We start from the raw sequence: 25,926 nt of genomic DNA, 5'->3' as shown, positions 1-25,926 counted from the left end.
GACACCCCCGTGCACCACAGCCTCCACCACCACCCCGATATGAGGAGCGAGACCCATGGCTGAGCAGTTCCACTTGACCGACGAGGAGCGCGAGCTGCTCCCGTCCGACGAGGACGTCGCGTTCTACGCCGCGCACGGCTGGTACCTGACGAAGAAGCTGTTCACCGATGCCGAGGTCGACGAGCTGGTCGACGCGAGCGAGCGCTTCTACGCCGGGGAGCGCAGCCGCTCCCTGCCGCTGCGCCCGCGCCGCCTGGCGTACTGGGAGCCCTCGCACGGGGCGGTGCAGCGGCACAACGACTACGTGCACTACGAGCACGACGGCCTGGCCAAGCTGCTGCGCAAGCCGCTGATCGGCGCGGTCGCGGCGCGGCTGGCGCAGGCGGACGAGATCCGCATCTTCCAGTCCACGCTGATCTACAAGCCGCCGCGCCCGGAGGAGCCGACCAACGTGGTGCCGTGGCACTTCGACCGGCACTACTGGGCGTCGTCGACCTCGGAGCGCATGCTCACCGCGTTCATCCCCTTCCATGACTGCGGCGAGGAGATGGGCACCATCACCATGGTCGACGGCAGCCACCTGTGGCGGGAGATCGGCAACAACGACACCACCGCCAAGCACTTCGCCGAGCGGGACAAGGAGGACCTGGAGGTCCTGCTGGCCCGCAACGCCGAGTTCAACGGCGAGACCGTGCGCAAGGTGCCCATGATCATCCCCAAGGGCCACATGAGCTTCCACCACTGCCGGACGTACCACGGCAGCGGCGCCAACCGCAGCGACCGCCCGCGCCGCGCGATCTCCCTGCACCTGCAGGACGGCGAGAACACCTACCGGCCGTACGCGCTCAGCGACGGCACCGTCGTCGGCTACAACCACGACGAGCTGGTGCGCAAGACCCCCGACGGCCGTCCGGACTACGCCGACCCGGACTACTGCCCCGTCCTCTGGACCTCAGCGAGCAGCTGACCCAACACCGCATCCACTAGGAGGAACGCATGTCGCGATACGACTGGGGCCAGACTCACCCGGGCATCACCAGGCTTGAGGACGCCGTCAGCGACGCCCGCACCGCCGTCATCACCCACCCGATCTACGCCGCGCTGGACAGCCACCAGGCCATCGTGACGTTCATGGAGCACCACGTCTTCGCGGTGTGGGACTTCATGTCGCTGCTCAAGTCGCTGCAGCGCAGCCTGACCAGCGTCACCGTGCCGTGGATCCCGAGCGGCCCGACCGGCAGCCGCCGCCTGATCAACGACATCGTGCTGGTCGAGGAGAGCGACGAGCTGCAGGGCGGCTTCATCAGCCACTTCGAGCTGTACGTCAAGGGCATGGACGAGGCCGGCGCGGACACGACGGTGATCAACACCTTCATCGATCTGCTCCGGACCGGCAGCACCGTCGAGCAGGCGCTGGTCGAGGCCAAGGTCAACCCGGTGTCGGCCGAGTTCGTGCGGACCACGTTCCGCTTCATCGACACGCTGCCGGTGCACTGCCAGGCCGCCTCGTTCGCGTTCGGCCGCGAGGACCTGATCCCGGACATGTTCCAGCAGGTCATCAAGGTGAACCAGGAGGGCGGCAAGCTCGACACGTTCGTCGACTACCTGGCCCGGCACATCGAGGTCGACGGCGAGGAGCACACCCCGATGGCCATGCAGATGGTCACCGACCTGTGCGGCGACGCCGACGAGCGGTGGGCGGAGGCAGCGCAGACGGTGAACGCGGCGCTGGCGGCCCGGCAGCGGCTGTGGACGGGCATCCACGACGCGATCAAGGCTTGCTGACCTCTCTTTTTTTCGGCCGCGGCTCACTTACGGCGACCGCCACAAGTGAGCCGCGGCTGCGGCACATCGACGACACGGCACGGAGCGCTGCATGAACGAATCCCTCGCCCGCCGCAAACTGCTCGGCATCCTCTCCGGCACCTGGGTCGCCCAGGGGGTGTACGCGCTGGTGAAGCTGGGCGTGCCGGACCTCATGGCGGACGGCCCCGTGCACGTCGGGCAGCTCGCCCACGACTGCGGGGCCGACACCGCCGCGCTGCGCCGGCTGCTGCGCGCGCTGGCCCTCATGGGCCTGTTCACCGAGCCGGAGCCGGACACGTTCGGCCTCACCCCCACCACCGAGCTGCTGCGCGCCGACGTGCCCGGCTCGGTCCGGCTCAACGCGCTGATGCAGGGCGACGAGGTGTTCCGCTCGTTCGCCGAGATCGTGCACACGCTGCGCACCGGCCGCCCCGCCTTCGAGGCGGTGTACGGCCGCCCGTTCTACGACTACCTCGACGACAATCCCGAGGCCGCCGCCGTGTTCAACGAGTCCATGGGCGACCAGCGTCCGCCGGACGGGCTCGCCGAGTGCGACCTGACCTGGGCGGGCACCGTGGTGGACGTCGGCGGCGGCAACGGCAGCCTGCTCCTCGACGTGCTGACCCGTCACCCGCACCTGCGCGGTGTGCTGCTGGAGCTGCCCGACGCGGCCGAGGCGGCGCGGGCCCGGCTGGCCGCCGCGGGACTGGCCGAGCGCTCGTCGTGCGTGGCGGGCAGCTTCTTCGACGGCGTGCCCGAGGGCGGCGACGCGTACGTGCTCGCGCGGGTGCTGCACAACTGGAACGACGACAACGCGGTGGCGATCCTGCGCCGGGTGCACGCGGTGCTGCCCCCGCACGGCCGGGTGATCGTGCTGGAGGAGCTGCTGCCGGAGAGCGCCCCGGCCGCCTCCCGCTCGGCGGCCGGCCTGGTCGACCTGCTGATGCTGGTCACCCTGGAGGGCCGCGACCGCACCGAGGCGGAGTACCGGGAGCTGCTGGGCAAGGCCGGGTTCGAGGTCGTGGAGTCCCGCGACGGGGTGCTGGAGGCGCGTCTTGGATGAGCAGCTGTACCGGACCATGCGGCTGATCCGCCGGTTCGAGGAGCGCGCGATCGAGCTGGTGCACAGCGGTGAGATCGTCGGCGGCATCCACCCGTACATCGGGCAGGAGGCGATCGCGGCCGGCGTCTGCGCGGCGCTGCGCGACGACGACGTCATCACCAGCACCCACCGCGGGCACGGGCACGTGCTCGCCAAGGGCTCCGACCCGGTGCGCATGCTGGCCGAGCTGACCGGCCGGGCGACCGGCCTGAACCAGGGCCGGGGCGGCTCGATGCACGCCGCGGACTTCAGCAAGGGCATCTACGGCGCCAACGGCATCGTCGGCGCGGGCGGCGCGATCGCCACCGGCGCCGCCTGGGCCGCGGTGAAGGAGGGCAGCGACCGGGTCGCGGTGAGCTTCTTCGGCGACGGCGCGGTCAACCAGGGCGTGCTGCTGGAGACGTTCAACCTGGCCGCGCTGTGGCGGCTGCCGGTGCTGTTCGTCTGCGAGAACAACGGCTACGCCACCACCCTCACCATCGAGCAGGGCGTGGCCGGGTCGATCACCGCCCGCGCGGCGGCGTTCGGCATGCCGGCGGTCACCGTCGACGGCACCGACGCCCGCGCGGTGCGCGACGCCGCCGCCGAGGCCGTCGCGCTGGGGCGGGCGGGCGGCGGCCCGAGCTTCCTGGAGTGCACGGCGTACCGCTTCGACGCGCACCACACCTGGGAGCACAAGGCCCGGGTGCGCTACCGCACCGACGAGGAGGTGGCCGCGGGCCGGTCCCGCGACCCGCTCGACGTGCAGGGCGCGCGGCTGCCCGAGGGCGCCCGCGCCGTGATCGACGCGGAGATCGAGGCGGTGCTGACCGAGGCGGTCGCGTTCGCGCTGGACAGCCCGGCGCCCGACCCGGCCGGCGCGCTCGACCACCTCTACGCCACCGGCCTGCGGGGGCGCAACGGCATCGGACTGTTCGAGGGGGTGCGCTGATGGCGCGGCTGTCCTACCTGAAGGCCCTGCAGCGGGCGCTGGCCGACGAGATGGCCCGGGACGAGAGCGTGTGCGTGCTCGGCGAGGACATCGGGGTGGGCGTCAACAACGTCACCACCGGCCTGCTGGCCAAGCACGGCCCGCAGCGGGTGGTCGACACGCCCCTGTCCGAGCAGGCGTTCACCAGCTTCGCCACCGGGGCGGCGCTGGCCGGGCTGCGCCCCGTCATCGAGTTCCAGATCCCGTCGCTGCTCTTCCTGGTGTTCGAGCAGATCGCCAACCAGGCGCACAAGTTCTCGCTGATGACCGGCGGGCAGGCCAAGGTGCCGGTGACGTACTTCGTGCCCGGCTCGGGTTCGCGCAGCGGCTGGGCGGGGCAGCACTCCGACCACCCGTACGGGCTGTTCGCGCACGTCGGGGTGAAGACGCTGGTGCCGGCTACGCCGGAGGACGCGTACGGGCTGTTCCTGACCGCGATCCGCGACGACGACCCGGTGGTGCTGTTCGCGCCCGCCGGTTCGCTGGGGGTACGCGCCGACGTGGACATGGACTCCCTCGGCCCGGTGCCGCTGGGCGTCGGCCGGGTGCACCGGGAGGGCGCCGACGTGACCGTGGTCGCGGTCGGGCACCTGGTGCAGGCCGCGCTGGACGTCGCCGAGCAGCTGTCCGACCAGATCTCGGTGGAGGTGTTCGACCCGCGCACGCTCTACCCGTTCGACTGGGCCGGGCTGGCGGCGTCGGTGAACAAGACCGGGCGGCTGGTCGTCGTCGACGACTCGAACCGCATGTGCGGCATCGGCGGGGAGATCCTGGCCGTCGCGGCGGAGGAGATGCGGCTGGCGGTGCCCCCCAAGCGGGTGACCCGGCCGGACGGGGCGGTGCTGCCGTTCGCCCGCGAGCTGGACCTGGCCGTGCAGCCGCAGCGGGACCAGCTGCTGACCGCGGTGCAGGAGGTCTACAAGTCCAGCCGCTGAACCCCGGAACGGGAATGGCGGCGGCCGCCGGGCGGGACCCCCGGCGGCCGCCTCATGTGGAGGATGGCTCAGTAGACGCTGACGCCGTACACCGACAGCGGCTCGACGACAGGCTGGAAGTAGGTCTGGCCGCCGGTGGTGCAGTTGCCGCTGCCGCCGGAGGTGAGACCGTAGGCGACAGTACCCGCGTAGAGGGACCCGCCGCTGTCCCCGCCCTGGGCGCACACGTTCGTGCGGATGAGGCCGGACACGCTGCCCTGCGCGTAGTTCACGGTGGCGTTGAGGCCGAGCACCCGGCCGCTGCGCACGCCGGTGGTGCTGCCGCTGCGGTAGACCGTCTGGTTGACCGACGGGGTGGCCGCGCTGGTGATGTCCTGGTAGGAGCCGTTGTACAGGTACACCGAGCCCGGCCGCGCGATCGAGCTGTCGTAGCGCACGATGCCGTAGTCGTTGCCCGGGAAGCTGGACCCGACGCGGGTGCCGAGGAGGTTCTGGTTGTTGGGGCTGGCGTACCAGGTCGCGGCCAGGTTGGTGCAGTGCCCGGCGGTGAGGAAGAACTGCTGGCCGGCCGAGTTGCGCACGTTGAAGCCGAGCGAGCAGCGTGAGCCGCCGCCGTAGATGGCCTCGCCGCCGGCGATGGTCGGGCTGAGCGTGCCCGCGACCTTCTCCACGCGCACCGCGTCGCCGAGGCGGTCGGTGACGGCCTTGAGCTTGGCCAGCTTCGCGCCCGTGACGGTGTCGTCGGCGGTCACCACGACCTGGTTGGTGATCGGGTCGGTGGACCAGGCGGTGCCGGGGATGCGGGCCAGCCGGTCGAGCTCGGCGGTGGCCGCGTTCAGCTGCGCGGCGCTGCGGGTGACGAGCTTGGCCACGCCGCCCTTCGCCCGGACCTGCGCGGCGGCGGCACCGTCGGTGACGGTGACGACCATGCGGCCGCTGTCGTCGACGTACGCGCCGGGCGAGTCGAGCTCGGCGGCGAGCGTCTCGGCCGCGGCGGGGCTCAGCGCGGGGCCGGTGCCGCCGACCGGGGCGGCCTGCGCGGTAGCCGGCACGATCAGGGCGGCGCCCAGCAGGGTGGCCGCGGCGGCGCGCACCGCGGCGCGGAGCAGCGGAGACCTGGAGTTGGTCACGGTTCCTCCTCGGGGTTGTGGCATGTGGGATGACATGCCGGAGGTGACCGGGTTGCCCGGTTAGGGCGCTCGGTCGTGGAACACGATGCCAAACAATGCAAGAATCTTCAATATTTACTGTGCTAAATGTATGTGCCAGATGTGCGCCGCTCGGGAACCGGGCAGGCCGGAGCCGCGTCTGCGCGCCGGGGGCCTGTGGCCGGGTGGCGACGCGCGGACGCGGCCGTGGTGGTGGGGGCCGGTCAGGCGAAGGTGTTGCCCAGGTGGGCGCCGAGGCGGCGGATGGTGAGCGCGGCGCAGATGCTGTGGCTGCGCAGGTTGCCGTGGATGCCGTCGGCGCTGTAGCTGCCGGGGTCGCGCTCGGCGGGGTGGCCGGAGCAGTCCACGTGGATCGCCCCCAGCCGCGCCGCCAGCGCCGCCGTACGCACCGCCAGGGTGTCCATCCGCTCGCGCACCAGGTGCTTCACCGGATCGGGAAAGGACGGCGCGTAGGACACGTTGAACATGCCCACCGTGATCACCTCGGCGCCCGCCCGGCGCAGCTCGGTGATCATCCCGGCCAGCTCGCCGTCCACCGCGTCCGGATCGTACGACCGGCGCAGCGCGTCGTTGCCGCCCGCCGCGACCAGCACCAGGTCCGGTGCGAAGCGCAGCGCCGGGCCGAGCTGGCCCGCCCGGATCTCGGCGGCGCGCAGGTCCCGCACCCCGAGGTTGAGGTAGACCAGCTCGGGGCGCACCGCCGCCAGCTCGGTCCGGATGCGGTCGCACCAGGACAGCTCGACGTAGCCGGGCACCGGATCGCCGAGCCCGGCGGCGACGCTGTCGCCCACCACCGCGAACCGCCGCCACGGATGCCCGGCCAGCAGCGCGGCCGCCTCTCCCGGCCGCAGGCACCACGGATCGGCCGCCTCCAGCGTCACGGCATAGCCGTCAGCCATGCTTCGCGGCCTTCTCGGCCGGCGGCGGCCCCGGCTGGGCGGGCAGCCGCACGTCGCTCAACTCGGCCATCTCGGACAGCCCGGCCAGCTTCGCCTCCAACTCGGCCAGCTCGCCGCGCATCCGCTCGGCCTGGCGGGCCGCCTCGGTCTGGTCAACGGCGAGCGCCTCCTCGACGCTGCTGCGCACCCCGGGCACGTCCAGCGAGGCGAGCATGCTCATCGCCTCGGCGGTCTTCACCAGGTGCCGCGTACCGAGCAGGGCCCGGCCCTTGCGCACCTCGACCAGCCACTGGCCGTTGGCGTAGGCCAGGGTGACCGACAGCCGGGCGGGCAGCCGCGCCGCGCCGGTCAGCACCGCGGGCGCGCCCGCGCTCAGCTGCCGCCAGGTCCGGTACGCGAACACCGGCACCAGCAGCGCCACCAGGTACGCCCCCGCCGCGGCGGCCAGCGCCCAGCGCAGCTCCAGCACCGGCAGCGCCCACGCCGCGGCGACCGTGCCCACCGGAAGGCCCAGGTACGCCGTGGACGCGGCGAAGCCGCCGACGCGGCTGCGCACCGGCGCGGGCACCCGCTGCGCGAGCAGCGTGCCCAGCGCGGGCGTCACCGACGACAGGGTCGCCCCGCATACGAACGCCACCACCACGATCAGCAGCAGCAGCGGCGGCAGCCCGCCCAGCACCGCGGCCGTGCCGCCGCCGGCCAGGAACGCCAGCGCCGCCACCACCCAGCGGTACGGCTCGCGGGTCAGCCCGGCGAGCACCACCCCGCCGGTGACCGCACCGAGCACGAACGCCCCGCCGACCAGGCCGAGCAGCTCCGGCTCGCGCAGCACGTGGGTCATCCAGGCCGGCACCAGCAGCACCGCCCCGGCCTGCACCAGCAGGTTGGTCAGGAACAGCACCACGGCCAGCCGCCGGATCAGCCCGTCCGAGCGCAGCTCGGCCATGGCCCCCCGGCGCAGGTCCTTCGCGCGGGTCCGCGCGATCGGCGGCGCCGCCTCGCCCCGCGCCCTGCCCTCGGCCTGCTCCGCTCCCGCCGGGTGGCTGCCGTTGGCGGACGGGCTGCCCGTCGCCTGCGCCGGAATCGCCGCATGGACCGCGTTCCCGCCGGTGCGGATGCGCGCCGCGGCGTGCTCGCCACCGGAGCCGTTCAGGGAATCAGCCGGGCCGGCCGGGTCGGGCTCGTCGCCGGAGCCCGCCGCCGCCTCCTCGCCCGCGGCGGCCTCCGGGGCCGCGCCGGGCTTCGCGGGCAGCACCTCGCCGCTGAGCACCTCGGGCGCGGCGGCGGCACCGGCCGGGCGCGGGCGCTCGGTGACGGCCTGCACCAGCAGGGCCGCGGCCAGGGCGCAGAGCACCGCGTCCAGCCACAGCACCCCGGCCGGGCCGAGGCGCACCGCCAGCACGCCCGCCCCGGCGCCCATGGCCAGCAGCGCGAGCACCTGCAACGCGCGGGCCAGCCCGGAGCGCGGCGGGCGGGCTTCTTCGGGGTCGGCGTCGCGGCGTACCGCGTCCTTGGCCCGGTCGCTCACCGAGCGCAGCGCGGCGGCCAGCGCGGCCAGCCCCGCGGTGCCCGCCAGGCCCGGCCACCCGGTCACCGGCGAGTCCGGCAGCGCGAAGTACGCCACGCCCGTCAGGGCCACGGCGCTGAGCAGGTCGGCCGCGACGCCCACGCGCACCGGGCGGCGGCCGTCCGCCAGCGCGATGCCCACCGGGCCGGCCAGCAGGTATGCCACGAGCTGCGCCGCCGCGACCACGCCGACCGTACGCAGGCCCGCGTCGGCGGCCAGCAGCAGCCACGGCACGACCACGAACGACATCCGGGTGGCCAGCACCGACACCGACTCGGCGGCCGACACCGGCAGCCGGACCGGCGTGCCGGACGGCTCGGCCGTGGGATCGCCGAGCGCCGGCGCCGCGTGGACCGTCATCACTACCCTCCAGATCAGGCGTCGGCCGCGTACCGCGCGCGCAGCGCCTTCTTGTCGACCTTGCCGAACTCGGTCAGCGGGAAGGCGTCGACGAACCCGACCGTCTGCGGCGCCCACATCGCGTTCAGTTCGGCGCTGACCAGCGCGATCAGCTCCTCGGCGGTGACCGTCGCATCGGGCGTGGTCACCACGTACGCGTGGACCGCCTCGCCCTCCAGCTCGTGCGGCACCCCGATGACGGCGGCGGCCTGCACCTGCGGGTGCGCCGCCAGCGCGTCCTCGACCGGGCGGCAGAAGACGTTCGTGCTGCTCAGCCCGGTCACGATCATGTCCTTGACCCGGTCGAACAGGTACAGGTAGCCGTCGGCGTCCAGCCGCCCCACGTCGCCGGTGCGCAGCCAGCCGTCCACCAGCGTCTCGGCGGTCAGCTCCGGCATGCCCCAGTAGCCCCGCATCAGCAGCGACCCGGTGACCCAGACCTCGCCCACCTCGCCGGCCGGCAGCACCGCGCCGCGGGCGTCGCGGATCTCCACGCGCACGTCGCCGTACGGGATGCCGCACGAGGCCAGCCGCTCCGGGTGCGCCGGATCGTGGTCCAGATTGGGCAGCGCCGAGATGAACGGGGACTCGCTCATGCCGTACACGATGCGCATCACCGGCCCGAAGCGCTCGATGGCCTGGGCCAGCCGGGTCGGGGACGCCGCCGCACCCGAGATGGTCAGCGTGTGCAGGCTGCTGAAGTCCACCCCGGCCGACTTCGGGTCGTCGAGCAGCAGGTAGAGCAGCGGCGGCGCGAGCAGCGTGCTGTTGATCCGCTCGCGCTCGATGGTGTCGTAGAACAGCGGGTAGTCCAGGCCGTCGTGCAGGAACGCGGTGCCGCCGGTGAACAGCGTCATGAACACCGCCGTCTGCGCGCTGACGTGCCAGGTGCCCGCGATCAGCAGGTGGCGCAGCGTGGGCTGGCCGCTGTCGGCGTAGTACCGGGAGAGCAGGTGCAGCGCGGCGAAGAACGAGTGCCCGTGGTGCACCAGCTTCGGCAGGCCGGTGGTGCCGCCGGTCTGGAACAGCGACGACGGCTCGTGCGGCACGGTCAGCGGGTCGATCGGCAGCTCGGTCGCGCGCGGGCCGCCGGTCAGGTCGGGGCCGAGCCCGCCCGGCCCGAAGCAGAACACCGGCCGCGGCGCGGCGAGCGCGGCCAGCTCGGCGCCCATCTCGGGCAGCTTGCGGGCGTCGTACACGAAGGCGTCGACCTGGGCCAGGTCGAGGAAGTCCCGGCGGAACCGGGGCGGGGCGTTGTTGGCGATCCAGGCGGTGCGGCAGCCGAGCAGGCCGGCCGCGAGCTGCAGGAAGATCGACTCGGCCGGGTTGCGGGCCAGCACGCCGAGCGCGGCGCCGGGGCGGATGCCGTGCGCCCACAGCGCCCCGGCCATCGCGACCACCTCGGCGTGCAACTCCGCGTAGGTGTAGCGCTGCCCGTCGACCGCGACGAGCGCCTCGGCGTCACCGTATCGGGTGAAGAGCGTCAATGCCTGCGCGGCATAGTTCGCTTTCGGATCAAAGATCTGTTCACCCACGATCGAGTCACCCCAGTTCGGCCGGAAGTCAGCGGATTCGCTGGTAACAGGCCGATTACCGGTGTGTGGCAACGGCCTAAGCGGCGACGATACCGCCACGATCGTGAATCAGCCACCACTGCGGACCGTCGATTCGTGCAGCCGACAATTGTCAATCGGGACATTTGCGTATGCAGACGTCCGGACCGGATCCCTCATCGATTCCGATGATGCAAACCGCCCTCGGATCGGCTTAGACTGCCGACACCCCGGCCCGTCCCGGACGCGCCAGCGGACCCGCTTCCGTCGTGCCCGGTGATCGACCTCTGGCCATGTCCCTCGATGCCCGAGGAGCGTCCGCGCCGATGAACAGCCCCCGGCAACGGCAATTCGTGATGGCCCTGGTCACCCTGGTGACCGTCGGCTCGACCCTGCTCGTCGCGACCGCGAACGGCCAGGCCGTCGCGCCCGAGCCGGAGCGCTGGACCGGCTCGTGGTCGGCGGCGCTGACCCCGGCCGGGGCGGGCAAGTCCAAGGACGGCTTCAGCGACCAGAGCATCCGCATGTTCGTGCACACGTCGGTCGGCGGCAGCCAGGCCCGGATCCGGCTGTCCAACCGGTACGGCACCAAGCCGCTCACCATCGGGCATGCCACGCTCGCGCTGCCGTGGCCCGAGGCCGGTCCGGGCGACCTCAAGCCCGGCTCCATCGTGGACGCCACCTTCAACGGCCAGAAATCGGTCACCATCCCCGCCGGCGGCAGCGCCGTCAGCGACCCGGTGCAGATGGACGTGCCCGCGTCGCAGGACATCGCGGTCACCCTGTACCTGCCCACGCAGACCCCCGGCCCGGCCACCTGGCACCTGTACGCCCGCGAGACCGCCTACATCGGCGCGGGCGACCACGCCACCTCGGCCAGCGGCGCCAAGCTCGCCGAGACGCGCAACAACTGGTACTACCTGACCGGCCTCGACGTGCTCAACCGCAGCGGCCAGGGCTCGATCGTGGTCCTCGGCGACTCGATCACCGACGGGCTGAAGTCCACCGTCAACGCCGACCGCCGGTGGACCGACTACCTCGGCGCGCGGCTGGTCAAGGAGGCGCCCGAGGGCAGGGCGCCGGGCATCCTCAACGCGGGCCTGTCCGGCAACCGGCTCACCCTCGACGGCGCCGACCTCGGCGTCAACGAGCTGGGCATGAACGGCTCGTCCCGGTTCCACTTCGACGTGCTCGGGCAGACCGGGGTGCGCACCGTGATCCTGGCCCTGGGCATCAACGACGTGTGGCTCAGCCAGGACAGCGCCGACAACATCATCGCGCGCATCCAGCAGCTGGCGTCGCTGGCCCGGCAGTCCGGGCTGAAGATCATCGTCTGCACGCTGAGCCCGTGGAACGCGTTCGAGTCCGCGCCGGGGGTGGTCGCGTACACGCCGACGCTGGACTCGGTGCGGCTCACCGTGAACTCGTACATCCGCACCAGCACCGACTTCGACGGGGTCATCGACTTCGACGCCGCGCTGCGCGACCCGGCCAACCCCACCAAGCTGCGCCCCGAGTGGGACAGCGGCGACCACATCCACCCCAACGACGCCGGCAACGAGGCCATGGCCAAGGCCATCCCGCTCGACCTGCTGCTCGAAGACGACGAGGACGAGGACTGACCATGGCCGCCGAGGTCTCCCTCGCCTCGCTGCACACCGACGAGGTGCGCCGGGACCCGTACCCGTTCTACGCCGAGCTGCACCGGCACGGCCCCGTCTGCAGGGTCGAGCCGGGCGACCGGTACAGCTACGTCGTGCACGGGTACGACGCCGCGGCACAGGTGCTGCGCGACTCGGCGACCTTCAAGGTGATGGACGAGACGCTGCTCGGCGCCAAACCCAGCTGGGAGGGCAACCGGGCGCACGCGGTCTTCATGAACTCGGTGTTCTTCACCAACGCGCCCCGGCACACCCGCTTGCGCAGGATGTTCAACCAGACCTTCACGCCGCGCCGGATCGCCGCCCTGGAGCCCGCGGTCGAACGGCTCACCGCGGACCTGCTCGACCGGCTCGCCGAGCAGGCCGCAGGCGGCGCGAAGGTCGACTTCATGAGCGAGTTCGCCTTCCCGCTGCCCGCCAACGTGCTCGGCGAGCTGCTCGGCGTGCCGGAGGCCGACCGGGCCTGGTATCGCCCCCGCGCGCTCGCGCTCGGCGCGATCCTGGAGCTGGGCGGCGCGACCCCAGACAACGTCGCCGCGGCGAACACCGCCTCCGAGGAGATCACCGCGTACTTCGGCGAGCTGGCCGCCCTGCGCCGCCGGGACCCGCGCGACGACCTGATCACGGCGCTGGTGCAGGCGACGGACGCCGACGGCGCCCCGATGTCCGAGGAGGAGCTGCTGGCCAACCTGATCGTGGTGTTCAACGCCGGCTTCGTCACCACCACCCACCTGCTCGGCAACGGCCTCACCCTGCTGCTGGAGCGCCCCGAGGCGCTGGCCCGGCTGCGCGCCGACGCCTCGCTCACCCCGCGCTACGTCGAGGAGATCCTGCGCTACGAGGTGCCCACGCACTTCTCCGTACGCTGGGCCGCCGCCGACAGCGAGGTCGCCGGGGTGCCCATCCCGGCCGGGTGCTGGGTGCTGGTGCTGCTCGCCGCCGCCAACCGCGATCCGGCCCGGTTCGCGCACCCCGATACGTTCGACCCCGACCGGACCGAGACGGCCACGCTCAGCTTCGGCGGCGGCGCGCACTACTGCCTCGGGGCGGCCCTGGCCCGGCTCGAAGGGCAGCGCGGGCTGGCCATGCTGCTGGACCGCTTCGGCGACATCCGGCTGGCCGCGCCGCCGGGCACCCCGCGCCAGCTCATGCTGCGCGGCCACGAGCAGCTCTGGCTCACCCTGGCCTGAGCGGTCACACCGTGGGCGGCTCCCCGGCGGGCACCACGGTCCGGGGCGGCAGCTCGGTCTGGATCCGTTTCCAGTGGTACGCGTACACCGGCACCGCGATCGCCAGCGTGGTGCCCGAGGTGACCAGGCCCAGGATGGCGTTGCGCCGTTGCGAGTCCCTCATCAGCTCCTGCTGGCGCTTCTGGTCCACCTCGAAGGCCGCCTGCTGCGCCGCGTCGCACGGCTTGCCGCCCTGCACGTCCGCGCAGCGCGGCGGGTAGCCGTAGTAGCCCGGGTCCGGGTAGAACAGCTCCACCGCCGACCGGACGAGGCTGACCGCGGCGAAGATCGAGATCACCAGGGTGATCAGGCAGACCAGGTAGAGGTACAGGTTGCGCAGCGTCATACGGTCCTGGAAGGCCATCACGGCTCCTCGGTCCGGAACCGGCGCCGGACGCCGGTGCCTGTGCGTATTGTCCAACGCCGACGGGCCTCCCGGCCGGGGAACGCGCCCCTTGCACGGGCCGGTCCCGGTCCCATCCCGGTCAGCGGATGATCAGGTTCAGCCCGATCGTGCAGACGACCGAGAGCAGGATCGACACGAGGATCATGGCGAGGCACCCCCAGGCCCCACCCAACGGCCTGACCTCGGTATTCCCGATACGCATACCCCCGACCTCCCCTGCTCCCCTGTGATGATCGCCGTTTCGTGTCAAGATCCGCGGTTCCAGCCCACGTTTGGACACGAACTCGCGATCATCCCCACCCGCCGCCCAGCCGAGCGGCCCGGCGGAGTCGGTTTCAGCCGTTTTCGGCGGCGGCGAGGGCGGCGCCGATGATGCCGGCCTCGTTGAGCAGGACCGCGGGCACGACCGGGGTGCGCAGGTCGATGAGCGGCAGGAACTTCTCGGACTTCTTGCTCACCCCGCCGCCGATGATGATCAGATCAGGGTTGAGCAGCTTCTCGATCTCCCTGAGGTATTCCTCGACGTGCTTGGCCCACTTGCCCCAGCCCAGCTTGTCCACCTCACGCGCGTGCGCCGACGCCTTCTCCTCGGCGTCCTCGCCGTCGAGCTGGATGTGCCCGAACTCGGTGTTCGGCACCAGCCGGTCGTCGATGAAGATCGCGCTGCCGATGCCGGTGCCCAGCGTCAGCATCACCGTGACACCCTTGCGGCCGCGGCCCGCGCCGAAGCGCATCTCCGCGATCCCGGCCGCGTCGGCGTCGTTGAGCAGCGTCACCGGCACGCCCACCGCCTGAGCGAACAGGTCCTGCGCGGGCGCGCCCAGCCACGACTTGTCCACGTTGGCGGCCGTGCGGGTCACCCCGCCCAGCACCACCCCGGGAAACGTGATCCCGATCCGCTCGGCGACCCCGAACTGGCCCGCCACCTCCGCGACGGCGGCCACCACCCGGTTCACGTCGGACGGCTGCGGGGTCTCCACCCGGAACCGCTCACCGGCCAGGTTGCCCTGAGTGACGTCCACCGGAGCGCCCTTGATGCCGGAGCCACCGATGTCGATGCCGAGGATCGCCATACCCCCAGTCTAGAAGGAAGGGCACCTTCTTAACGTTTTCCGTAGTAGAAGGTGCCCTTCTTAACGGCTCCCTGGTGGCGCTGCTGCGTCGCGGGGTGCTGTCCGGTCCGCGGTTCCGGCTGGTCAGCGGGCGGCGCGGGAGATGCCGGCGAGGGACTCGCGCAGCAGGGCGGTGCGGTGCTCGCCGTGGGCGTACTCGGCCAGCGTCACGCTGAGGAAGACGGCCAGCACGCGCGCCCGTGCCTCGCGCTCCGGCGGGACGGGGCCGTACGCGTCCAGCAGCGCGGCGCGGGCGGGGCCGGTGAAGCCGCTGAACGCCAGGGACAGGTCCAGGGCGGGGTCGCCCAGGCACACGTCGCCCCAGTCGATCACCCCTGCGGCGCGGCCGGTGGCGTCCAGGAGCAGGTGGCGCTGGTGCAGGTCGCCGTGTACGAGCACGGGTGCGCCGTCCGGCGGGCCGAGCCGGACCGCCCCGTCGAGCAGGGCGTACACGGCGGGGTCGGGTTGCCAGATGCCCTGCGCTGCCACCCGGTCGAGGCGCTCGCGCGCCAGCGGCGCCCGTACCGACGGATTGCCACGTCCCATGGGATCGACCGGCAGCACGGCCCGGGGTTCGTCCGCTCCGCCATCGGACGCGGCTGCGCCGGCCCCGGCCGCCGGGCCGCCGAGATCAGGCACAGGTGCCGGAGTACCCGTGCCGGGCATGGTGCTGGTGCTGGTGCCGGGCATCGTGCCGATGTCGGTGCCGGTGCCGGGCGTGGTGCTGGTGTCGGGGCCGATACCGGTACCTGGCGTGGTGCCGGGTACGCCGGTCGGGGTGTCCGGGCGGCGAACCGCTACGGCGGCGGCCAGCGCGGGGTCGTGCAGGGCGCGCAGGAACGCGCCCAGGCCGGCTGCGGCGGCGACCCGCGCTTCGTCGGGCAGGCCGGAGTCGGCCAGCCCGACGCCGGGCAGTAGCCGGGCACCCCAGTACGGCCACGGGTAGCCGCAGGCCGGTTCGCCGATCAGCTCCGGACACGGCACCGGCAGCGGGAGCCGCCCGGCCAGCCGGGGCAGCACCGCCGTCTCGTGTGCCAGCAGCTTCAGCGCGATCGCCCGGCGCGGAAACCGGAACACCCACTCGCCGCCGACCAGGTGCACCGTGTTGTCCCAGCCGGTGGCGAACGGCGTCACCGTCAGCCCGCGCAGTCGCGGGAACCGTGCGCCGATCAGCTCGGCCGCCTGCGCCGCACCGACCTCATGCTCCGCAGCCCACTCAGCGCCACTCATCCGTCCTCCCCCGAAGTCCTGTCGAGCCCCGCGCACTCCCCGCGCGGGCCAAGCCGTCGAAGATCGGTGTTTCGTGTCGGAACCCTGCGCAGAACCGCAGATCTTGACACGAACCCGCGATCTCGGCCCAACAGCACCGCCCCGCCGGCGAGAGGCACTGGGAGCGGCGTTAAGAAGGGCACCTTCTACTACAGATAGCGTTAAGAAGGTGCCCTTCCTTCGCAGGCGCGGTGGAGGGCGGTGAGGGAGGCGGCCACGTCGGTGTCGTCGGTGGACCAGTTGCTGACGGAGACGCGGAGGATGTCGCGGCCCTGCCAGCGGGAGCCGGACATCCAGCAGGTGCCGTCGGCGAGCAGCCGGGCGGTCACCTCGCGGGTCCGGGCGTCGTCGCCGAAGGACACACTGACCTGGGTGAAGACCACGTCGTTGAGGACGGTGGCGCCCTCGATGGCGCTGATGCCGTCGGCCAGCGCACGGGCGTGCCGGACCAGGCGCTCGACCAGGTCGGCGACCCCGGAGCGGCCGAGCGAGCGCAGCGCCGCCCACACCGGCACGCCGCGCGCCCGGCGGGACAGCTCCGGCACCCGGTCCTGCGGGTCGGACGGGCCGCCGTCGGTGCGTACGAGGTAACTGGCCTGCGTACCCATGGCGGCGGCCAGTGCGCCGGGGCGGGCCACGGCCACGATCCCGCAGTCGTACGGCACGTTCAGGGTCTTGTGCGCGTCGGTGGCCCAGGAGTCGGCGAGCTCGTGCCCGGACATCAGGTGCCGGGTGGCCGGGGACGCGGCGGCCCACAGCCCGAAGGCGCCGTCCACGTGCACCCAGGCGCCGTGCTCGCGGGCGAGCGCGCAGGCGGCGCCGATGTCGTCGTACGCGCCGGAGTGGATGTTGCCCGCCTGCAGGCACAGGATGACCGGGCCGCTGCCCCGGGCCAGCTCGTCGGCGAGCGCGTCGAGCCGGATGCGGCCCTGCTCGTCGGCGGGCACCTCGACCGGCGCGCCGAGGCCGAGGTAGCGCAGGGCCTGGTCGACGGTGGCGTGCCGCTCGGCGCCGACGAGGACGCGGATGCGGGGCGCGCCGGTGAGCCCGTCGCGGTCGAGGTCCCAGCCGGCGTCGGCGAGCACCTGCTGCCGCCCGGCGGCCAGGCCGGTGAAGTTGGCCATGGTGGCGCCGGTGACGAAACCGACGTCGGCGTGCGCGGGCAGCCCGAGCAGGTCGAGGAGCCACTCGCCGGCGGCCTGCTCGATGGCCGCGGTCGCGGGCGTGCTGTAGCGCATGGCGGCGTTCTGGTCCCAGGCGCTGACCAGCCAGTCCGCGCCGAGTGCGGCGGGCAGGGTGCCGCCGATGACCCAGCCGTAGAAGCGGCCGGACGGCATCGCCATGAGTCCCGGCTCGGCCTGCCGGGCCAGCAGGTCGACCACCTCGGCGGCGTCGGACGGGCCGGACTGCAGGGGGCCGCCGAAGACCCCGCTCAGCTCGTCGGCGGTGGCCCTGGGCCGCACCGGGCGGTCGGGCAGGGACGCCAGCCAGGCCAGGGTGTGCGCGACGGCGTGGTCCAGCGCGGGTGCGTAGTCCTCGGGGCGTGCGGTCATACCCTGCACTCTGCTACATCTCCGGGCGAGGCATTGACCGGCGGGCGGATGGGAGCGCTTCCAGGTAGGGTCGCGCCATGACGATCATCCGCCCCTACCGTCCCGGCGATCGCGACGACCTGTACGACATCTGCGTCCGCACCGCCCACCTCGGCGGCGACGCCCGGCCGCACTACCGCGACCCGGGCATCCTGCCCGAGATCTTCGCCGGGCCGTACGCCCACCTGGAGCCGCAGTTCGCGTTCGTGCTCGCCGACGCCGACGACCGAGCGGTGGGATACGTGCTCGCCACCGGCGACACCGCGTCCTTCGTGGAGCGGTTCCGCCGTGAGTGGCTGCCGCTGGTCGCCGACCGCTACCCGCCGCTGGACGGCGCCGAGCCCCGCGACGGCGACGAGGTCATGCGGGACCTGCTGCACCGGCCGGAGCGGATGATCGTGCCGGAGCTGGCGGCGTACCCGGCGCACCTGCACATCGACCTGCTGCCGGAGCACCAGCGTCAGGGACACGGCCGCTCGCTGATCGGGCGGCTGGTGCTGGCGCTGCAGGAGGCCGGGGTGCCCGGTGTGCACCTGGGCCTGGTCTCCGCGAACACCGCCGCGCGCGCCTTCTACGACCGGATCGGCATGCACGTCGTCGACGTCCCCGACGCCGGGCCGCTGACCTATCTCGGCCTGAAGCTCTGACACGGGCCCGGCCTTCGACTCGGGCCCGTGTCCGGCCACCCGGCCACCCGGCACCCGACACCAGGCACCCGGCCGGGAGAAACGCATCTGTTCGAGACATGTCCATCAGACGATCGGTTGCCAAAGGGTGGACACTCCTGCGGTTGAGGTGCGGGGGTGTGGACCGGAGGCTGTGGCGGTGGGGCGACACATCGCGTTCGTGAACGCGCCGACGGTCGGTGAGGTATACCCGACCCTGCCGATCGTGGCCGAGCTGGTCCGGCGGGGCCACCGGGTCAGCTACGCCACCGTCGAGGCGCGGGCCGAGGCGGTCGCGGCGACCGGCGCGCGGGTCGTGGCGTACACCTCCAGCCTGCCCGGCGAGAGCGACCGCGGGCTGACCCGGCCGGACCGGGCCGACTACATCACGGCCGTGCGGGAGGGCTTCCTCGGCGAGGCCCGCGCGACGTTCCCGCAGCTCGCACCATACTTCCGGGACGACCGGCCGGAGCTGGTCGTGTACGGGATGCAGAGCCTGGCGGGACGCCTCGTCGCGCTGCGCGAGGGGCTGCCCGCGGTGCAGTTCCAGAGCTTCCTGGCCGCCAACGAGCACTGGTCGATCGCCCGGCACCTCGGCCTGACCGTCACGCCCCGGCCCGGCCTGCCCGATCATCAGGCGCAGCTCGACGGATACGTGGCGGGCGAGGGGTTCGACCCCGAGGCGGTGCGGGCCTTCCAGCCGGTGGCGCAGTTGCTGCTCTACCCCCGGTTCATGCAGTACCGGGCGGAGACGTTCGGGCCGGACCGGCACTTCACCGGGCCGTGCACCGGGCCGCGGCCGTTCCAGGAGCGCTGGTCGCCCGCCGAGCCGAACCGCCCGGTGGTGCTGGTGTCGCTGGGCACGGTGTACAACCGGCTGCCGGGCTTCTACCGCACCTGCGTGGAGGCGTTCACGGGCAGCGGCTGGCAGCTCGTGCTGGCGGTGGGCGAGCGGACCGACCCGGCCGAGCTGGGCCCGGTGCCCGGTGACGTGACCGTGGCGGCGAGCGTGCCGCAGCTGGACGTGCTGGCGCACGCGGCGGTGTTCGTCACGCACGCGGGCATGGGCGGCATCCAGGAGGCGATCCGGGCGGGCGTGCCGATGCTGACGCTGGCGCAGACGCCTGAGCAGGAGGTCAACGCGCAGCGCGCGGCAGAGCTGGGCGCGGCCGTCCCGCTCGACCCGGCTTCGCTCACCGCGGCCGGGCTGCGCTCGGCGGTGGAGCGGCTGGCGGCCGACCGGGGCGTACGCGAGGCCGTGGCAGGCCTCCAGGCGGAGATCCTGACCTGCGGCGGTGCGCCACTGGCAGCGGATGTCGTCGAGTCCGCCTTGGCGTGAACCCGGGGTCGGCGCGCTCGGCCGTCACGGCTCACCGGCCCGGCCGGCAGTCCGTCCGGCCGCGCACGGCTGAGCAGCGCGCACTGCGCCTGCCCTGAGGCGCGAGGTTAAGAAGGGCACCTTCTCCTACGCGGAGCGTTAAGAAGGTGCCCTTCCTTTCAGCCGGTGGCGGTGGCGGTGCGGCGGGCACGGAGGGCCTTCTTGTCGATTTTGCCGACGTCGGTGAGGGGGAGGTCGTGGACGAACTCGACGGCGTACGGGGCCCAGAGCTCGTTGAGTTCGGCGACCGCCCACTGGCGGAGCTGGGTGGGGGTCACCTGGGCGTCTGGGGCGGGCACGACGAAGGCGTACACGGCCTCGCCCATGGCGTCGTGCGGCACGCCGATGACGGCGGCGGCCCGGACCTGCGGGTGGCGCAGCAGGGTGTCCTCGACCGTGCGGGAGTACACGTTCGTCGAGGTCTGGCCGGTGACGATCATGTCCTTGAGCCGGTCCACCAGGAACAGGTAACCGCCGTCGTCGAAGCGGCCCAGGTCGCCGGTGCGCAGCCAGCCGTCCACGATGGTGCGGGCGGTCAGCTCGGCCTGGCCCCAGTAGCCGGACGTCATCAGCGCCGCCCGCACCCACACCTCGCCGACCTCTCCGGCCGGCAGCGGCGTCCCGTCGCCGCCGCGGATCTCCACCCGGACGCCGGGGTACGGCCGCCCGCACGAGCCGAGCCGCTCCGGGTGCGCCGGGTCGTGCGCCAGGTTCGGGTACGCGGCGATGAAGGTGGCCTCGCTCATGCCGTACACGGGGCGCAGCACCGGGCCGAAGCGCTCGATCGCCTCGGCGAGCCGGGACGGGGCCGCCGCGCTGCCCGCACAGGACAGCGTGAGCAGGCTGGACGTGTCGGTCTTGGGCAGCCGCGGGTGGTCGAGCACCTGGTAGAGCATCGGCGGCGGCAGCGTCGCGCTGGTGATGCGCTCCTGCTCCAGGGTGGCCAGGAAGTCCTCCGGGTGGAACCGGTCGTGCAGCACCAGCACCCCGCCGGTGAACAGTGTGATCATCGCGGCGACCTGCTGGCTGGAGTGCCAGAACCCGCCGACCGCCAGGTGCCGCAGCGGCCGGCCGTCGGTCACCTGGTAACTGGCCGCGACGGCCTGCACCGCCTTGAAGAAGGTGTGCCGGTGGTGCACCAGCTTCGGCCGCCCGGTGGTGCCACCGGTCTGGAACAGCGACTGCGGCTCGCGGATCGACGGCGGCAGCCCGAGCTGCGCCGCACCCGGCAGCCGCGGCGCGGACAGGTCCGGGCCGGATCCGGTGCCGAAGCAGAACACGCCCAGCTCGCCCGCGCCGTACGCGAGCTGCTCCCCCAGCGGGCCGTGGGTGCGCGCGTCGTACACGAACGCGTCGGCACCGGCCAGGCCGAGGTAGTCCGCGCACAGCGCCGGGGGCGCGTTGGGCGCCAGCCACACCGAGCGGCAGCCGAGCAGGTGTAGCGCGAACTGCACCTGCACCGACTCCGGCGGGTTGCCGGCGAGCACGGCGACCGCGGAGGAGGAGCGGACGCCGTGCTCGTACAGGGTCGCCGCCATGTCGCGGATCCCGGCGGCCAGCTCGGCGTACGTGATCCGGCGGGCGCCGTACACGATCGCCTCCGCCGTGCCGAACCCGTCGAAGACGGCCAGCGCCTGGGCGGCGTAGTTTTCCTGGTCGCGCTGGTCCATGCCGGACACTCCCGTGGCTCGACCGAATCCGTCGCGCATCCTGTCGACGTTGGCCGGCGCGCACTCCGAACCGGCACCATAGCGCCCGTAACGAGATCGCAACCATTAGTCAACTATGGATATGCGAGCGGCTCCTCAGTGGACGCGCACCAGCAAAGACTGTGGTATAGAGCGCTTTCTCAGCCGCGGCTCACCCGGCGAGGCCGAGCTGCTCGGCCAGCTCGGCGGCCCGCTGCCGAGTCCGCAGCCACGGCGCCTGCAGCGCCTCGCGTACGGTCGCCGCGGCCTCGGCCGGATCGCCGGTGAGCTCCCACAGCGCGCCCGCGGCGGCGAAACGGTCCTTGACGTCGGCGTCGCTGTCGCGGATGTCGCGCAGCCGGGCCGCCACGTCCGGGTCGGCGTCGCCGAACACCTCGGCCGCGGCGACCGCGGCCAGCACGTCCCGGCGGGGGGCCACCGCGATCGCGGCCCGCAGCGGCGCGTCGTCGCCCCCGGCCAGCCACAGCAGCCGCAGGTAGATGACCTCGCCGTTGGCCACCGCGGCCAGCGCGGCGAGCACGGCCGGATCGCCCCGGCCCGCCTCGGCCAGGAACTCCGCGACCCACAGCCGGGGCGGGAAGGTCATCTGCGGCAGGTGCGCGGCGAGCGGGGCGATCGCGCCCTCGGGCGTGTGCTCCAGCACCTTCAGCAGGCCGACCAGCTCGCGGTGGTCGTTGGCGGTCGCCTTGGGCGAGCGCGCCACGTCGATCGTGGTGGCCAGCGCCAGCACCCGGCCCAGCACCGCCTCGCGCAGCGGCGCGTCGAGCGACGGCAGCGCCACGAGGGCGGCGGGCAGCCGGGGCGGGGTCCAGCCCTGGCGCAGCGCGTCCAGCGCGTGGTCCATCCAGCGCGGGTCGCCCACCCGCAGCAGCGCGTCCAGCGCCGAGCGGCGCATCGGGGCGCCCTGGCCCACCTTCAGCGCCAGCCAGCCCGCTTGGCGGCGGGTCAGCGCGTCGTCGGCGACGACCGCCCGGTACGCGCAGCGGCGCACCCGCTCCTCGGGGTCGTCGAGCAGCCGGCAGAGCAGGGCGCCGAGGCCGTCGGGCAGGTCGCCGCGGGCGGACCGGTCGGCCAGCGCCTGGGCCACGTCCCGGCGCGCCTGGGGCTGGCCGTCGCGGGCGATCGAGGCGTACACCTCCTCCTCGCGGCCGGGACCGGCGGCGTAGCCGACCAGCCCGGCCAGCCGGGCCTTGCGGGTGGTCCAGCGCAGCGCGTCGGGATCGGCGGACCAGCCCGCGGCCAGCGCCGCGGCGGTGTCGGCACCCGCGGGCAGTCCCGCCTCGCGAGCGGCCAGCACGGCGGCCACCCGGGTGGTCGGCGTCTGCGACTCGGCCAGGAACTCCGGCAGCCACCCCGCGGCGGCGGCCGGGTCGAGCTGCGCCGCCGTCACCAGCGGGGTGACCCGGAGGTAGTCGTCGGCCTCGGCGCGGGCCCGCGCCAGCAGCGCGGCCGACAGCGCCGGGTCCGGGCCGCAGTAGCCGAGCAGCGCGGTGGACTCCTCGACGACGCTGTGATCGTCGAGATCAGACAGATTACGCAGCGTGATCGTGAAGGCGCGCAGGCTGTCGCGCACCGCCCCGCCGCCGGGATGCGCGGCCAGCTCCCGGACCAGCATCAGCAGCTGGTCGGGCAGTCTGGTCTTGGGGTCCGCGGCGAAGGCCAGGATCGGCGCGACGAGCTGCGCGGCCAGCGGGTGCAGGTCGTCGCCGGGCAGCAGCACCTGCTCCAGCTCGTCCATGCGGTCGTAGTCGTGCGCGGCCGATCCGATGAGCCGCAACAGATCCACTGCTTCCACACCCTGGGTCACCGGTCGATGGTAGGCCCGAGGGGTGACGGAACGCATGCACACCCGTCTACTATCGCAGCGTGATCAGGGTGCTGCGTTCGGTCGTCGTCCTGTTTGTACTGATGATGACCAGTGTGGCCGGGATAGAGCTGTCCCGCCTGCACACCGGCAGCCCGCTGGAGCGCACCGGCGCGGAGGTCGCCGCCGACGCCCTGCCCCGGCTGGCGTTCCTGCGCGAGGCGCTCGACGGCGGCAGCGCCCGGGACATGCAGGCGCTGTTCCCGGAGGGCTGGTTCTTCAGCTACGCCCTCTACGGCCTGACCTGGGTCGACGTGGGCGCGCACGATCCGGCGCTGCGGGAGCGGGCGCTGGCTGAGGCGCGCTGGGCGCTGTCGCATGTCGACTCCGCCGACGGCCGGGCCGTCTTCGACGCCGCACTGGACCCGCCGTACGGCGTCTTCTACCAGGGCTGGACCACCTGGCTGCGGGCCGGGGTGGTCGGGCTGGCGGGGCCGGGCGCGCCCGAGCGGGACCGGCTGGCCGCCGACGCGCAGGCGCTGGCCGCCGCGTTCCGGCGGCAGCTCGACACGACCGGGTCGCCCTTCCTCACGGCGTACCCGGGACAGGCCTGGCCGTGCGACAGCGCGGTCGGCATCGCGGCGGTGCGGGTGGCCGGGACGCTCACCGGCACCGACCGGTCCGCCCTGGTCGCCGACTGGCTGCGGGCGGCCGGAGCGCGCCGCGACCCGGCCACGAGACTGCTCCCGCACACGGTCGATCCGGGCACCGGCGAGCCCACCAGCGGCGCCCGTGCCACCTCGCAGGTGATCATCCTGCGCTTCCTGCGCGACGTGGACCCTGCCCTGGGCGCGCGCGACTGGGCGGTGTTCCGCGACCGGTTCGCCTCGGACGTGCCGGGGCTGCCCGGGGTACGCGAGCACCCGCTCGGCGTGGACGCGCCCGGCGACGTCGACTCCGGCCCGCTGTTCCGCGGGCTCAGCGCCTCGGCCAGCGCGGTCGCGCTCGGCGACGCGGTCCTCTACGGCGACCGCCCGGCCGCCGCGGCGCTGACCGGCCTGGCCGAGGGCGCGGGGCTGGCCGTGCAGTGGGACGGCACCCGGCGCCACCTCGGCGGCGCGCTGCCCGTCGGCGACGCCTTCCTGGCCTGGTCCCTGGCCGCCCGCCCGTGGACCGGCGGGGACCTCACCGCCGCCACCGGCCCGTCCTGGACCTGGCGCCTGCCCTGGTACGCGGTCTTCACCGCGCTGCTCGCCCCCGCCTGGCTGCTGGCGCTGGTCGCGGCCGGCGTTCCGCCACTGGGGCGCGCCAAGACTCGCGGGCGGAGTTGAAGATCAGCGTTTCGTGTCAGAACCTCTGCTCAGAGCCGAGGTTGTGACACGAAACGCTGATCTTCCCACTGTGGACCCGGCCGGAACACCCGCTCAGCGCGGGACGGGACCGAGCGCCGGGTCAGAGCACGCGGCTCAGGCCGGTGAGGCCGGGAATGGGCTGCTCGCCGAGGCGGGTGCCGGTGGCCGCGTCGAACCAGGCGATGCGGTCGGGCAACGCGGCGTAGAGACGCCTGCCGTCGGGGCTGGCGGCCAGGCCGGACACCGGGCCGCCCGCGGTCCAGCTGCGCCACGCGGAGACGCCCGTGCGCGGTGTCGTGTGGACCGATTCGCCCACCGCCACGAACAGCGCGTCGAACGTGGCCGCGGCATAAGCCGTGCCCGCCGCCTGCGGGCCCTTCGCGGTCGATCGCACGGTCAGCTGCTCGGTGTCGATCACCGCGTAGCTGCCGCTGGACACGTCCAGGACGTACAGCTCGGACCGGTCGGGCGCGATGGCCAGGGTGTGCGCCGCGCCGGGGCCCTCGCCGAACGGGGCCGGCAGGTCCACGCAGAACGCCCACTGCTCGGTCAGGTGCAGCGTGTGCACGAACGCGTGCACGTTCGAGCGGCGGCCCGCGACCAGGTCCCGGGTGTGCGTGTGGTCCGGCTGGTGGGTGTACAGCGTGTAGAGCACCTGCCGGCCGGGCGCGTACACGGCGAGCCGGCCCTCACCGCTCATCTCCTCCTCCGCGCCCTCGGGCACCGGCGACTTCAGCCGGGTCAGCAGCCGCGACGCCGTGCCCGAGGCCACGTCCAGGTGGCGCACCCGGTAGCGGTCCGGTGCCGCAGGGGGCAGCCAGTCCAGCACGAACAGGCCCTCGCCGCCGGACGTGAACGCGTCGGGCACCAGGTTGCCGGCCAGCTCCAGCCTGGCCACCTCGGCCGTTTTCCCGGCGACCACCAGCGGGGTGCGCGCCCGCCCGGCGGGCACGTGGGTGACGCCCGCCGAGTCCGGCGCGGCCAGCGCCACCAGCCGCCCGTCCGCCGAGGCGACCCGCGGCACCCACGCCCCGGCCAGCCGCGGGCCCGGCGTACGCCGTCCGGTCCGCAGCTCGATGGTGGACAGCACCGTGTCCACGCCCTCGGCCCGCGCGGCGAAGACGGTCGCCCCGTCCGGGGCGGCCAGCCCGGCGCCGAGCCGCTCGACCCCGTCCGGCCGGAGCACCGCGAGCCCCTCCTCCACCTGCGCCAGCACCAGGTCCGGTGCGGACACGGCCGGTTCCGGACCGGCCTGGCCGCAGCCGGTCAGCACCGCCGCGGCACCCGCGCCGAACAGTGCCAGCGCGTCACGTCTCGTCGTCATGCACGGTCGAGTCACGACCCATCGA

The 25,926-nt window shown here is 73.5% G+C and carries 22 protein-coding genes; 10 read left to right on the top strand and 12 right to left on the bottom strand.

Going from position 1 to position 25,926, the window contains the following annotated elements; translation table 11 throughout:
- The first annotated feature begins 55 nt into the window (after nt 1-55).
- The 5 genes from Cba03nite_RS00190 to Cba03nite_RS00170 all read left to right on the top strand — a co-directional run bounded on the left by Cba03nite_RS00190 (nt 56) and on the right by Cba03nite_RS00170 (nt 4,813).
- Nucleotides 56-967 (top strand): phytanoyl-CoA dioxygenase family protein, encoded by a 912-nt coding sequence (locus Cba03nite_RS00190; protein ID WP_203740259.1) that lies wholly within the window; start codon nt 56-58, stop codon nt 965-967.
- Nucleotides 968-996: 29 nt separating this feature from the next.
- On the top strand, nt 997-1,785 hold the full coding sequence (locus Cba03nite_RS00185; RefSeq protein WP_203740257.1) for a DUF3050 domain-containing protein: 789 nt from the start codon (nt 997-999) through the stop codon (nt 1,783-1,785).
- Nucleotides 1,786-1,876: 91 nt separating this feature from the next.
- The gene (locus Cba03nite_RS00180; protein ID WP_203740255.1) at nt 1,877-2,869 is read left to right on the top strand and encodes a methyltransferase; all 993 of its coding nucleotides are present in this window, start codon (nt 1,877-1,879) and stop codon (nt 2,867-2,869) included.
- A 16-nt stretch (nt 2,870-2,885) separates the two neighbouring features.
- Complete coding sequence (locus Cba03nite_RS00175) at nt 2,886-3,839, top strand: thiamine pyrophosphate-dependent dehydrogenase E1 component subunit alpha (RefSeq protein WP_203740441.1); 954 nt, start codon at nt 2,886-2,888, stop codon at nt 3,837-3,839.
- On the top strand, nt 3,839-4,813 hold the full coding sequence (locus Cba03nite_RS00170; protein WP_203740253.1) for an alpha-ketoacid dehydrogenase subunit beta: 975 nt from the start codon (nt 3,839-3,841) through the stop codon (nt 4,811-4,813). Before Cba03nite_RS00175 ends, Cba03nite_RS00170 begins: the two co-directional genes overlap by 1 nt.
- 68 nt (nt 4,814-4,881) lie before the next feature.
- On the opposite strand, the gene Cba03nite_RS00165 is transcribed toward Cba03nite_RS00170, so the two are convergent.
- From Cba03nite_RS00165 to Cba03nite_RS00150, 4 genes are all read right to left on the bottom strand, one after another.
- Nucleotides 4,882-5,943: a S1 family peptidase gene (locus Cba03nite_RS00165; RefSeq protein ID WP_239125347.1), complete on the bottom strand. Its 1,062-nt coding sequence runs from the start codon at nt 5,941-5,943 to the stop codon at nt 4,882-4,884.
- A gap of 242 nt (nt 5,944-6,185) precedes the next feature.
- Nucleotides 6,186-6,881 carry an SGNH/GDSL hydrolase family protein gene (locus Cba03nite_RS00160; protein ID WP_203740249.1) on the bottom strand — a complete coding sequence of 232 codons (696 nt, stop codon included), beginning with the start codon at nt 6,879-6,881 and terminating at the stop codon, nt 6,186-6,188.
- Nucleotides 6,874-8,808 carry an MFS transporter gene (locus tag Cba03nite_RS00155; protein ID WP_203740247.1) on the bottom strand — a complete coding sequence of 645 codons (1,935 nt, stop codon included), beginning with the start codon at nt 8,806-8,808 and terminating at the stop codon, nt 6,874-6,876. Before Cba03nite_RS00155 ends, Cba03nite_RS00160 begins: the two co-directional genes overlap by 8 nt.
- Before the next feature lie 14 nt (nt 8,809-8,822).
- Nucleotides 8,823-10,382 carry an AMP-binding protein gene (locus Cba03nite_RS00150; RefSeq protein ID WP_239125346.1) on the bottom strand — a complete coding sequence of 520 codons (1,560 nt, stop codon included), beginning with the start codon at nt 10,380-10,382 and terminating at the stop codon, nt 8,823-8,825.
- Between the two features lie 344 nt (nt 10,383-10,726).
- On the opposite strand from Cba03nite_RS00150, the gene Cba03nite_RS00145 reads away from it, so the two are divergent.
- Together Cba03nite_RS00145 and Cba03nite_RS00140 are read left to right on the top strand one after the other, a co-directional pair.
- The gene (locus Cba03nite_RS00145; protein WP_203740245.1) at nt 10,727-12,022 is read left to right on the top strand and encodes an SGNH/GDSL hydrolase family protein; all 1,296 of its coding nucleotides are present in this window, start codon (nt 10,727-10,729) and stop codon (nt 12,020-12,022) included.
- 2 nt (nt 12,023-12,024) lie between these two features.
- Complete coding sequence (locus Cba03nite_RS00140) at nt 12,025-13,251, top strand: cytochrome P450 (RefSeq protein ID WP_203740243.1); 1,227 nt, start codon at nt 12,025-12,027, stop codon at nt 13,249-13,251.
- Between the two features lie 4 nt (nt 13,252-13,255).
- Here Cba03nite_RS00140 and Cba03nite_RS00135 read toward each other — a convergent pair whose 3' ends face one another.
- From Cba03nite_RS00135 to Cba03nite_RS00120, 5 genes are all read right to left on the bottom strand, one after another.
- Entirely contained in the window at nt 13,256-13,654 is a 399-nt protein-coding gene (locus Cba03nite_RS00135) for a hypothetical protein (protein ID WP_203740241.1), read from the bottom strand.
- Between the two features lie 121 nt (nt 13,655-13,775).
- Entirely contained in the window at nt 13,776-13,898 is a 123-nt protein-coding gene (locus Cba03nite_RS40185; protein WP_256442865.1) for a hypothetical protein, read from the bottom strand.
- 133 nt (nt 13,899-14,031) lie between these two features.
- The gene (gene ppgK, locus Cba03nite_RS00130) at nt 14,032-14,769 is read right to left on the bottom strand and encodes a polyphosphate--glucose phosphotransferase (protein ID WP_203740239.1); all 738 of its coding nucleotides are present in this window, start codon (nt 14,767-14,769) and stop codon (nt 14,032-14,034) included.
- 123 nt (nt 14,770-14,892) lie between these two features.
- Complete coding sequence (locus Cba03nite_RS00125) at nt 14,893-16,038, bottom strand: phosphotransferase (RefSeq protein WP_203740237.1); 1,146 nt, start codon at nt 16,036-16,038, stop codon at nt 14,893-14,895.
- 200 nt (nt 16,039-16,238) lie between these two features.
- Complete coding sequence (locus Cba03nite_RS00120; RefSeq protein WP_203740235.1) at nt 16,239-17,630, bottom strand: pyridoxal phosphate-dependent decarboxylase family protein; 1,392 nt, start codon at nt 17,628-17,630, stop codon at nt 16,239-16,241.
- Nucleotides 17,631-17,707: 77 nt separating this feature from the next.
- Between Cba03nite_RS00120 and Cba03nite_RS00115 the strand changes: the two genes are divergently transcribed.
- Together Cba03nite_RS00115 and Cba03nite_RS00110 are read left to right on the top strand one after the other, a co-directional pair.
- Nucleotides 17,708-18,316, top strand: coding sequence for a GNAT family N-acetyltransferase (locus tag Cba03nite_RS00115; protein ID WP_203740233.1), 609 nt, complete (start codon nt 17,708-17,710; stop codon nt 18,314-18,316).
- A 178-nt stretch (nt 18,317-18,494) separates the two neighbouring features.
- Nucleotides 18,495-19,673, top strand: a complete 1,179-nt coding sequence (locus Cba03nite_RS00110) for a macrolide family glycosyltransferase (protein WP_203740231.1) — start codon at nt 18,495-18,497, stop codon at nt 19,671-19,673.
- A 158-nt stretch (nt 19,674-19,831) separates the two neighbouring features.
- Here Cba03nite_RS00110 and Cba03nite_RS00105 read toward each other — a convergent pair whose 3' ends face one another.
- Both Cba03nite_RS00105 and Cba03nite_RS00100 read right to left on the bottom strand, forming a co-directional pair.
- Nucleotides 19,832-21,382: an AMP-binding protein gene (locus tag Cba03nite_RS00105; RefSeq protein WP_203740229.1), complete on the bottom strand. Its 1,551-nt coding sequence runs from the start codon at nt 21,380-21,382 to the stop codon at nt 19,832-19,834.
- A gap of 190 nt (nt 21,383-21,572) precedes the next feature.
- Nucleotides 21,573-23,228, bottom strand: coding sequence for a hypothetical protein (locus Cba03nite_RS00100; RefSeq protein ID WP_203740227.1), 1,656 nt, complete (start codon nt 23,226-23,228; stop codon nt 21,573-21,575).
- Nucleotides 23,229-23,287: 59 nt separating this feature from the next.
- Here Cba03nite_RS00100 and Cba03nite_RS00095 point away from each other — a divergent pair, with 59 nt between their 5' ends.
- Nucleotides 23,288-24,556, top strand: coding sequence for a hypothetical protein (locus Cba03nite_RS00095; protein ID WP_203740225.1), 1,269 nt, complete (start codon nt 23,288-23,290; stop codon nt 24,554-24,556).
- Between the two features lie 121 nt (nt 24,557-24,677).
- Here the strand turns inward: Cba03nite_RS00095 and Cba03nite_RS00090 are convergent, their stop codons facing one another.
- Nucleotides 24,678-25,901, bottom strand: coding sequence for a YncE family protein (locus Cba03nite_RS00090; RefSeq protein WP_203740223.1), 1,224 nt, complete (start codon nt 25,899-25,901; stop codon nt 24,678-24,680).
- Between the last annotated feature and the right edge of the window lie 25 nt (nt 25,902-25,926).

The organism is Catellatospora bangladeshensis (genome assembly GCF_016862575.1).
Lineage (GTDB): Bacteria > Actinomycetota > Actinomycetes > Mycobacteriales > Micromonosporaceae > Catellatospora > Catellatospora bangladeshensis.
Note: the sequence above shows the minus strand (reverse complement) of the source record. Positions and strands in the feature narration are given on the sequence as shown.

Excerpts from the sequence above, each read along its gene's own strand:
- Cba03nite_RS00190 (WP_203740259.1), top strand. The coding sequence starts at position 56 with ATGGCTGAGCAGTTCCACTTGACCGACGAGGAGCGCGAGCTGCTCCCG.
- Cba03nite_RS00185 (WP_203740257.1), top strand. The coding sequence starts at position 997 with ATGTCGCGATACGACTGGGGCCAGACTCACCCGGGCATCACCAGGCTT.
- Cba03nite_RS00180 (WP_203740255.1), top strand. The coding sequence starts at position 1,877 with ATGAACGAATCCCTCGCCCGCCGCAAACTGCTCGGCATCCTCTCCGGC.
- Cba03nite_RS00175 (WP_203740441.1), top strand. The coding sequence starts at position 2,886 with ATGCGGCTGATCCGCCGGTTCGAGGAGCGCGCGATCGAGCTGGTGCAC.
- Cba03nite_RS00170 (WP_203740253.1), top strand. The coding sequence starts at position 3,839 with ATGGCGCGGCTGTCCTACCTGAAGGCCCTGCAGCGGGCGCTGGCCGAC.
- Cba03nite_RS00160 (WP_203740249.1), bottom strand. The coding sequence starts at position 6,881 with ATGGCTGACGGCTATGCCGTGACGCTGGAGGCGGCCGATCCGTGGTGC.
- Cba03nite_RS00155 (WP_203740247.1), bottom strand. The coding sequence starts at position 8,808 with ATGACGGTCCACGCGGCGCCGGCGCTCGGCGATCCCACGGCCGAGCCG.
- Cba03nite_RS00145 (WP_203740245.1), top strand. The coding sequence starts at position 10,727 with ATGAACAGCCCCCGGCAACGGCAATTCGTGATGGCCCTGGTCACCCTG.
- Cba03nite_RS00140 (WP_203740243.1), top strand. The coding sequence starts at position 12,025 with ATGGCCGCCGAGGTCTCCCTCGCCTCGCTGCACACCGACGAGGTGCGC.
- Cba03nite_RS00135 (WP_203740241.1), bottom strand. The coding sequence starts at position 13,654 with ATGGCCTTCCAGGACCGTATGACGCTGCGCAACCTGTACCTCTACCTG.
- Cba03nite_RS40185 (WP_256442865.1), bottom strand. The coding sequence starts at position 13,898 with ATGCGTATCGGGAATACCGAGGTCAGGCCGTTGGGTGGGGCCTGGGGG.
- ppgK (WP_203740239.1), bottom strand. The coding sequence starts at position 14,769 with ATGGCGATCCTCGGCATCGACATCGGTGGCTCCGGCATCAAGGGCGCT.
- Cba03nite_RS00125 (WP_203740237.1), bottom strand. The coding sequence starts at position 16,038 with ATGAGTGGCGCTGAGTGGGCTGCGGAGCATGAGGTCGGTGCGGCGCAG.
- Cba03nite_RS00120 (WP_203740235.1), bottom strand. The coding sequence starts at position 17,630 with ATGACCGCACGCCCCGAGGACTACGCACCCGCGCTGGACCACGCCGTC.
- Cba03nite_RS00115 (WP_203740233.1), top strand. The coding sequence starts at position 17,708 with ATGACGATCATCCGCCCCTACCGTCCCGGCGATCGCGACGACCTGTAC.
- Cba03nite_RS00105 (WP_203740229.1), bottom strand. The coding sequence starts at position 21,382 with ATGGACCAGCGCGACCAGGAAAACTACGCCGCCCAGGCGCTGGCCGTC.
- Cba03nite_RS00090 (WP_203740223.1), bottom strand. The coding sequence starts at position 25,901 with ATGACGACGAGACGTGACGCGCTGGCACTGTTCGGCGCGGGTGCCGCG.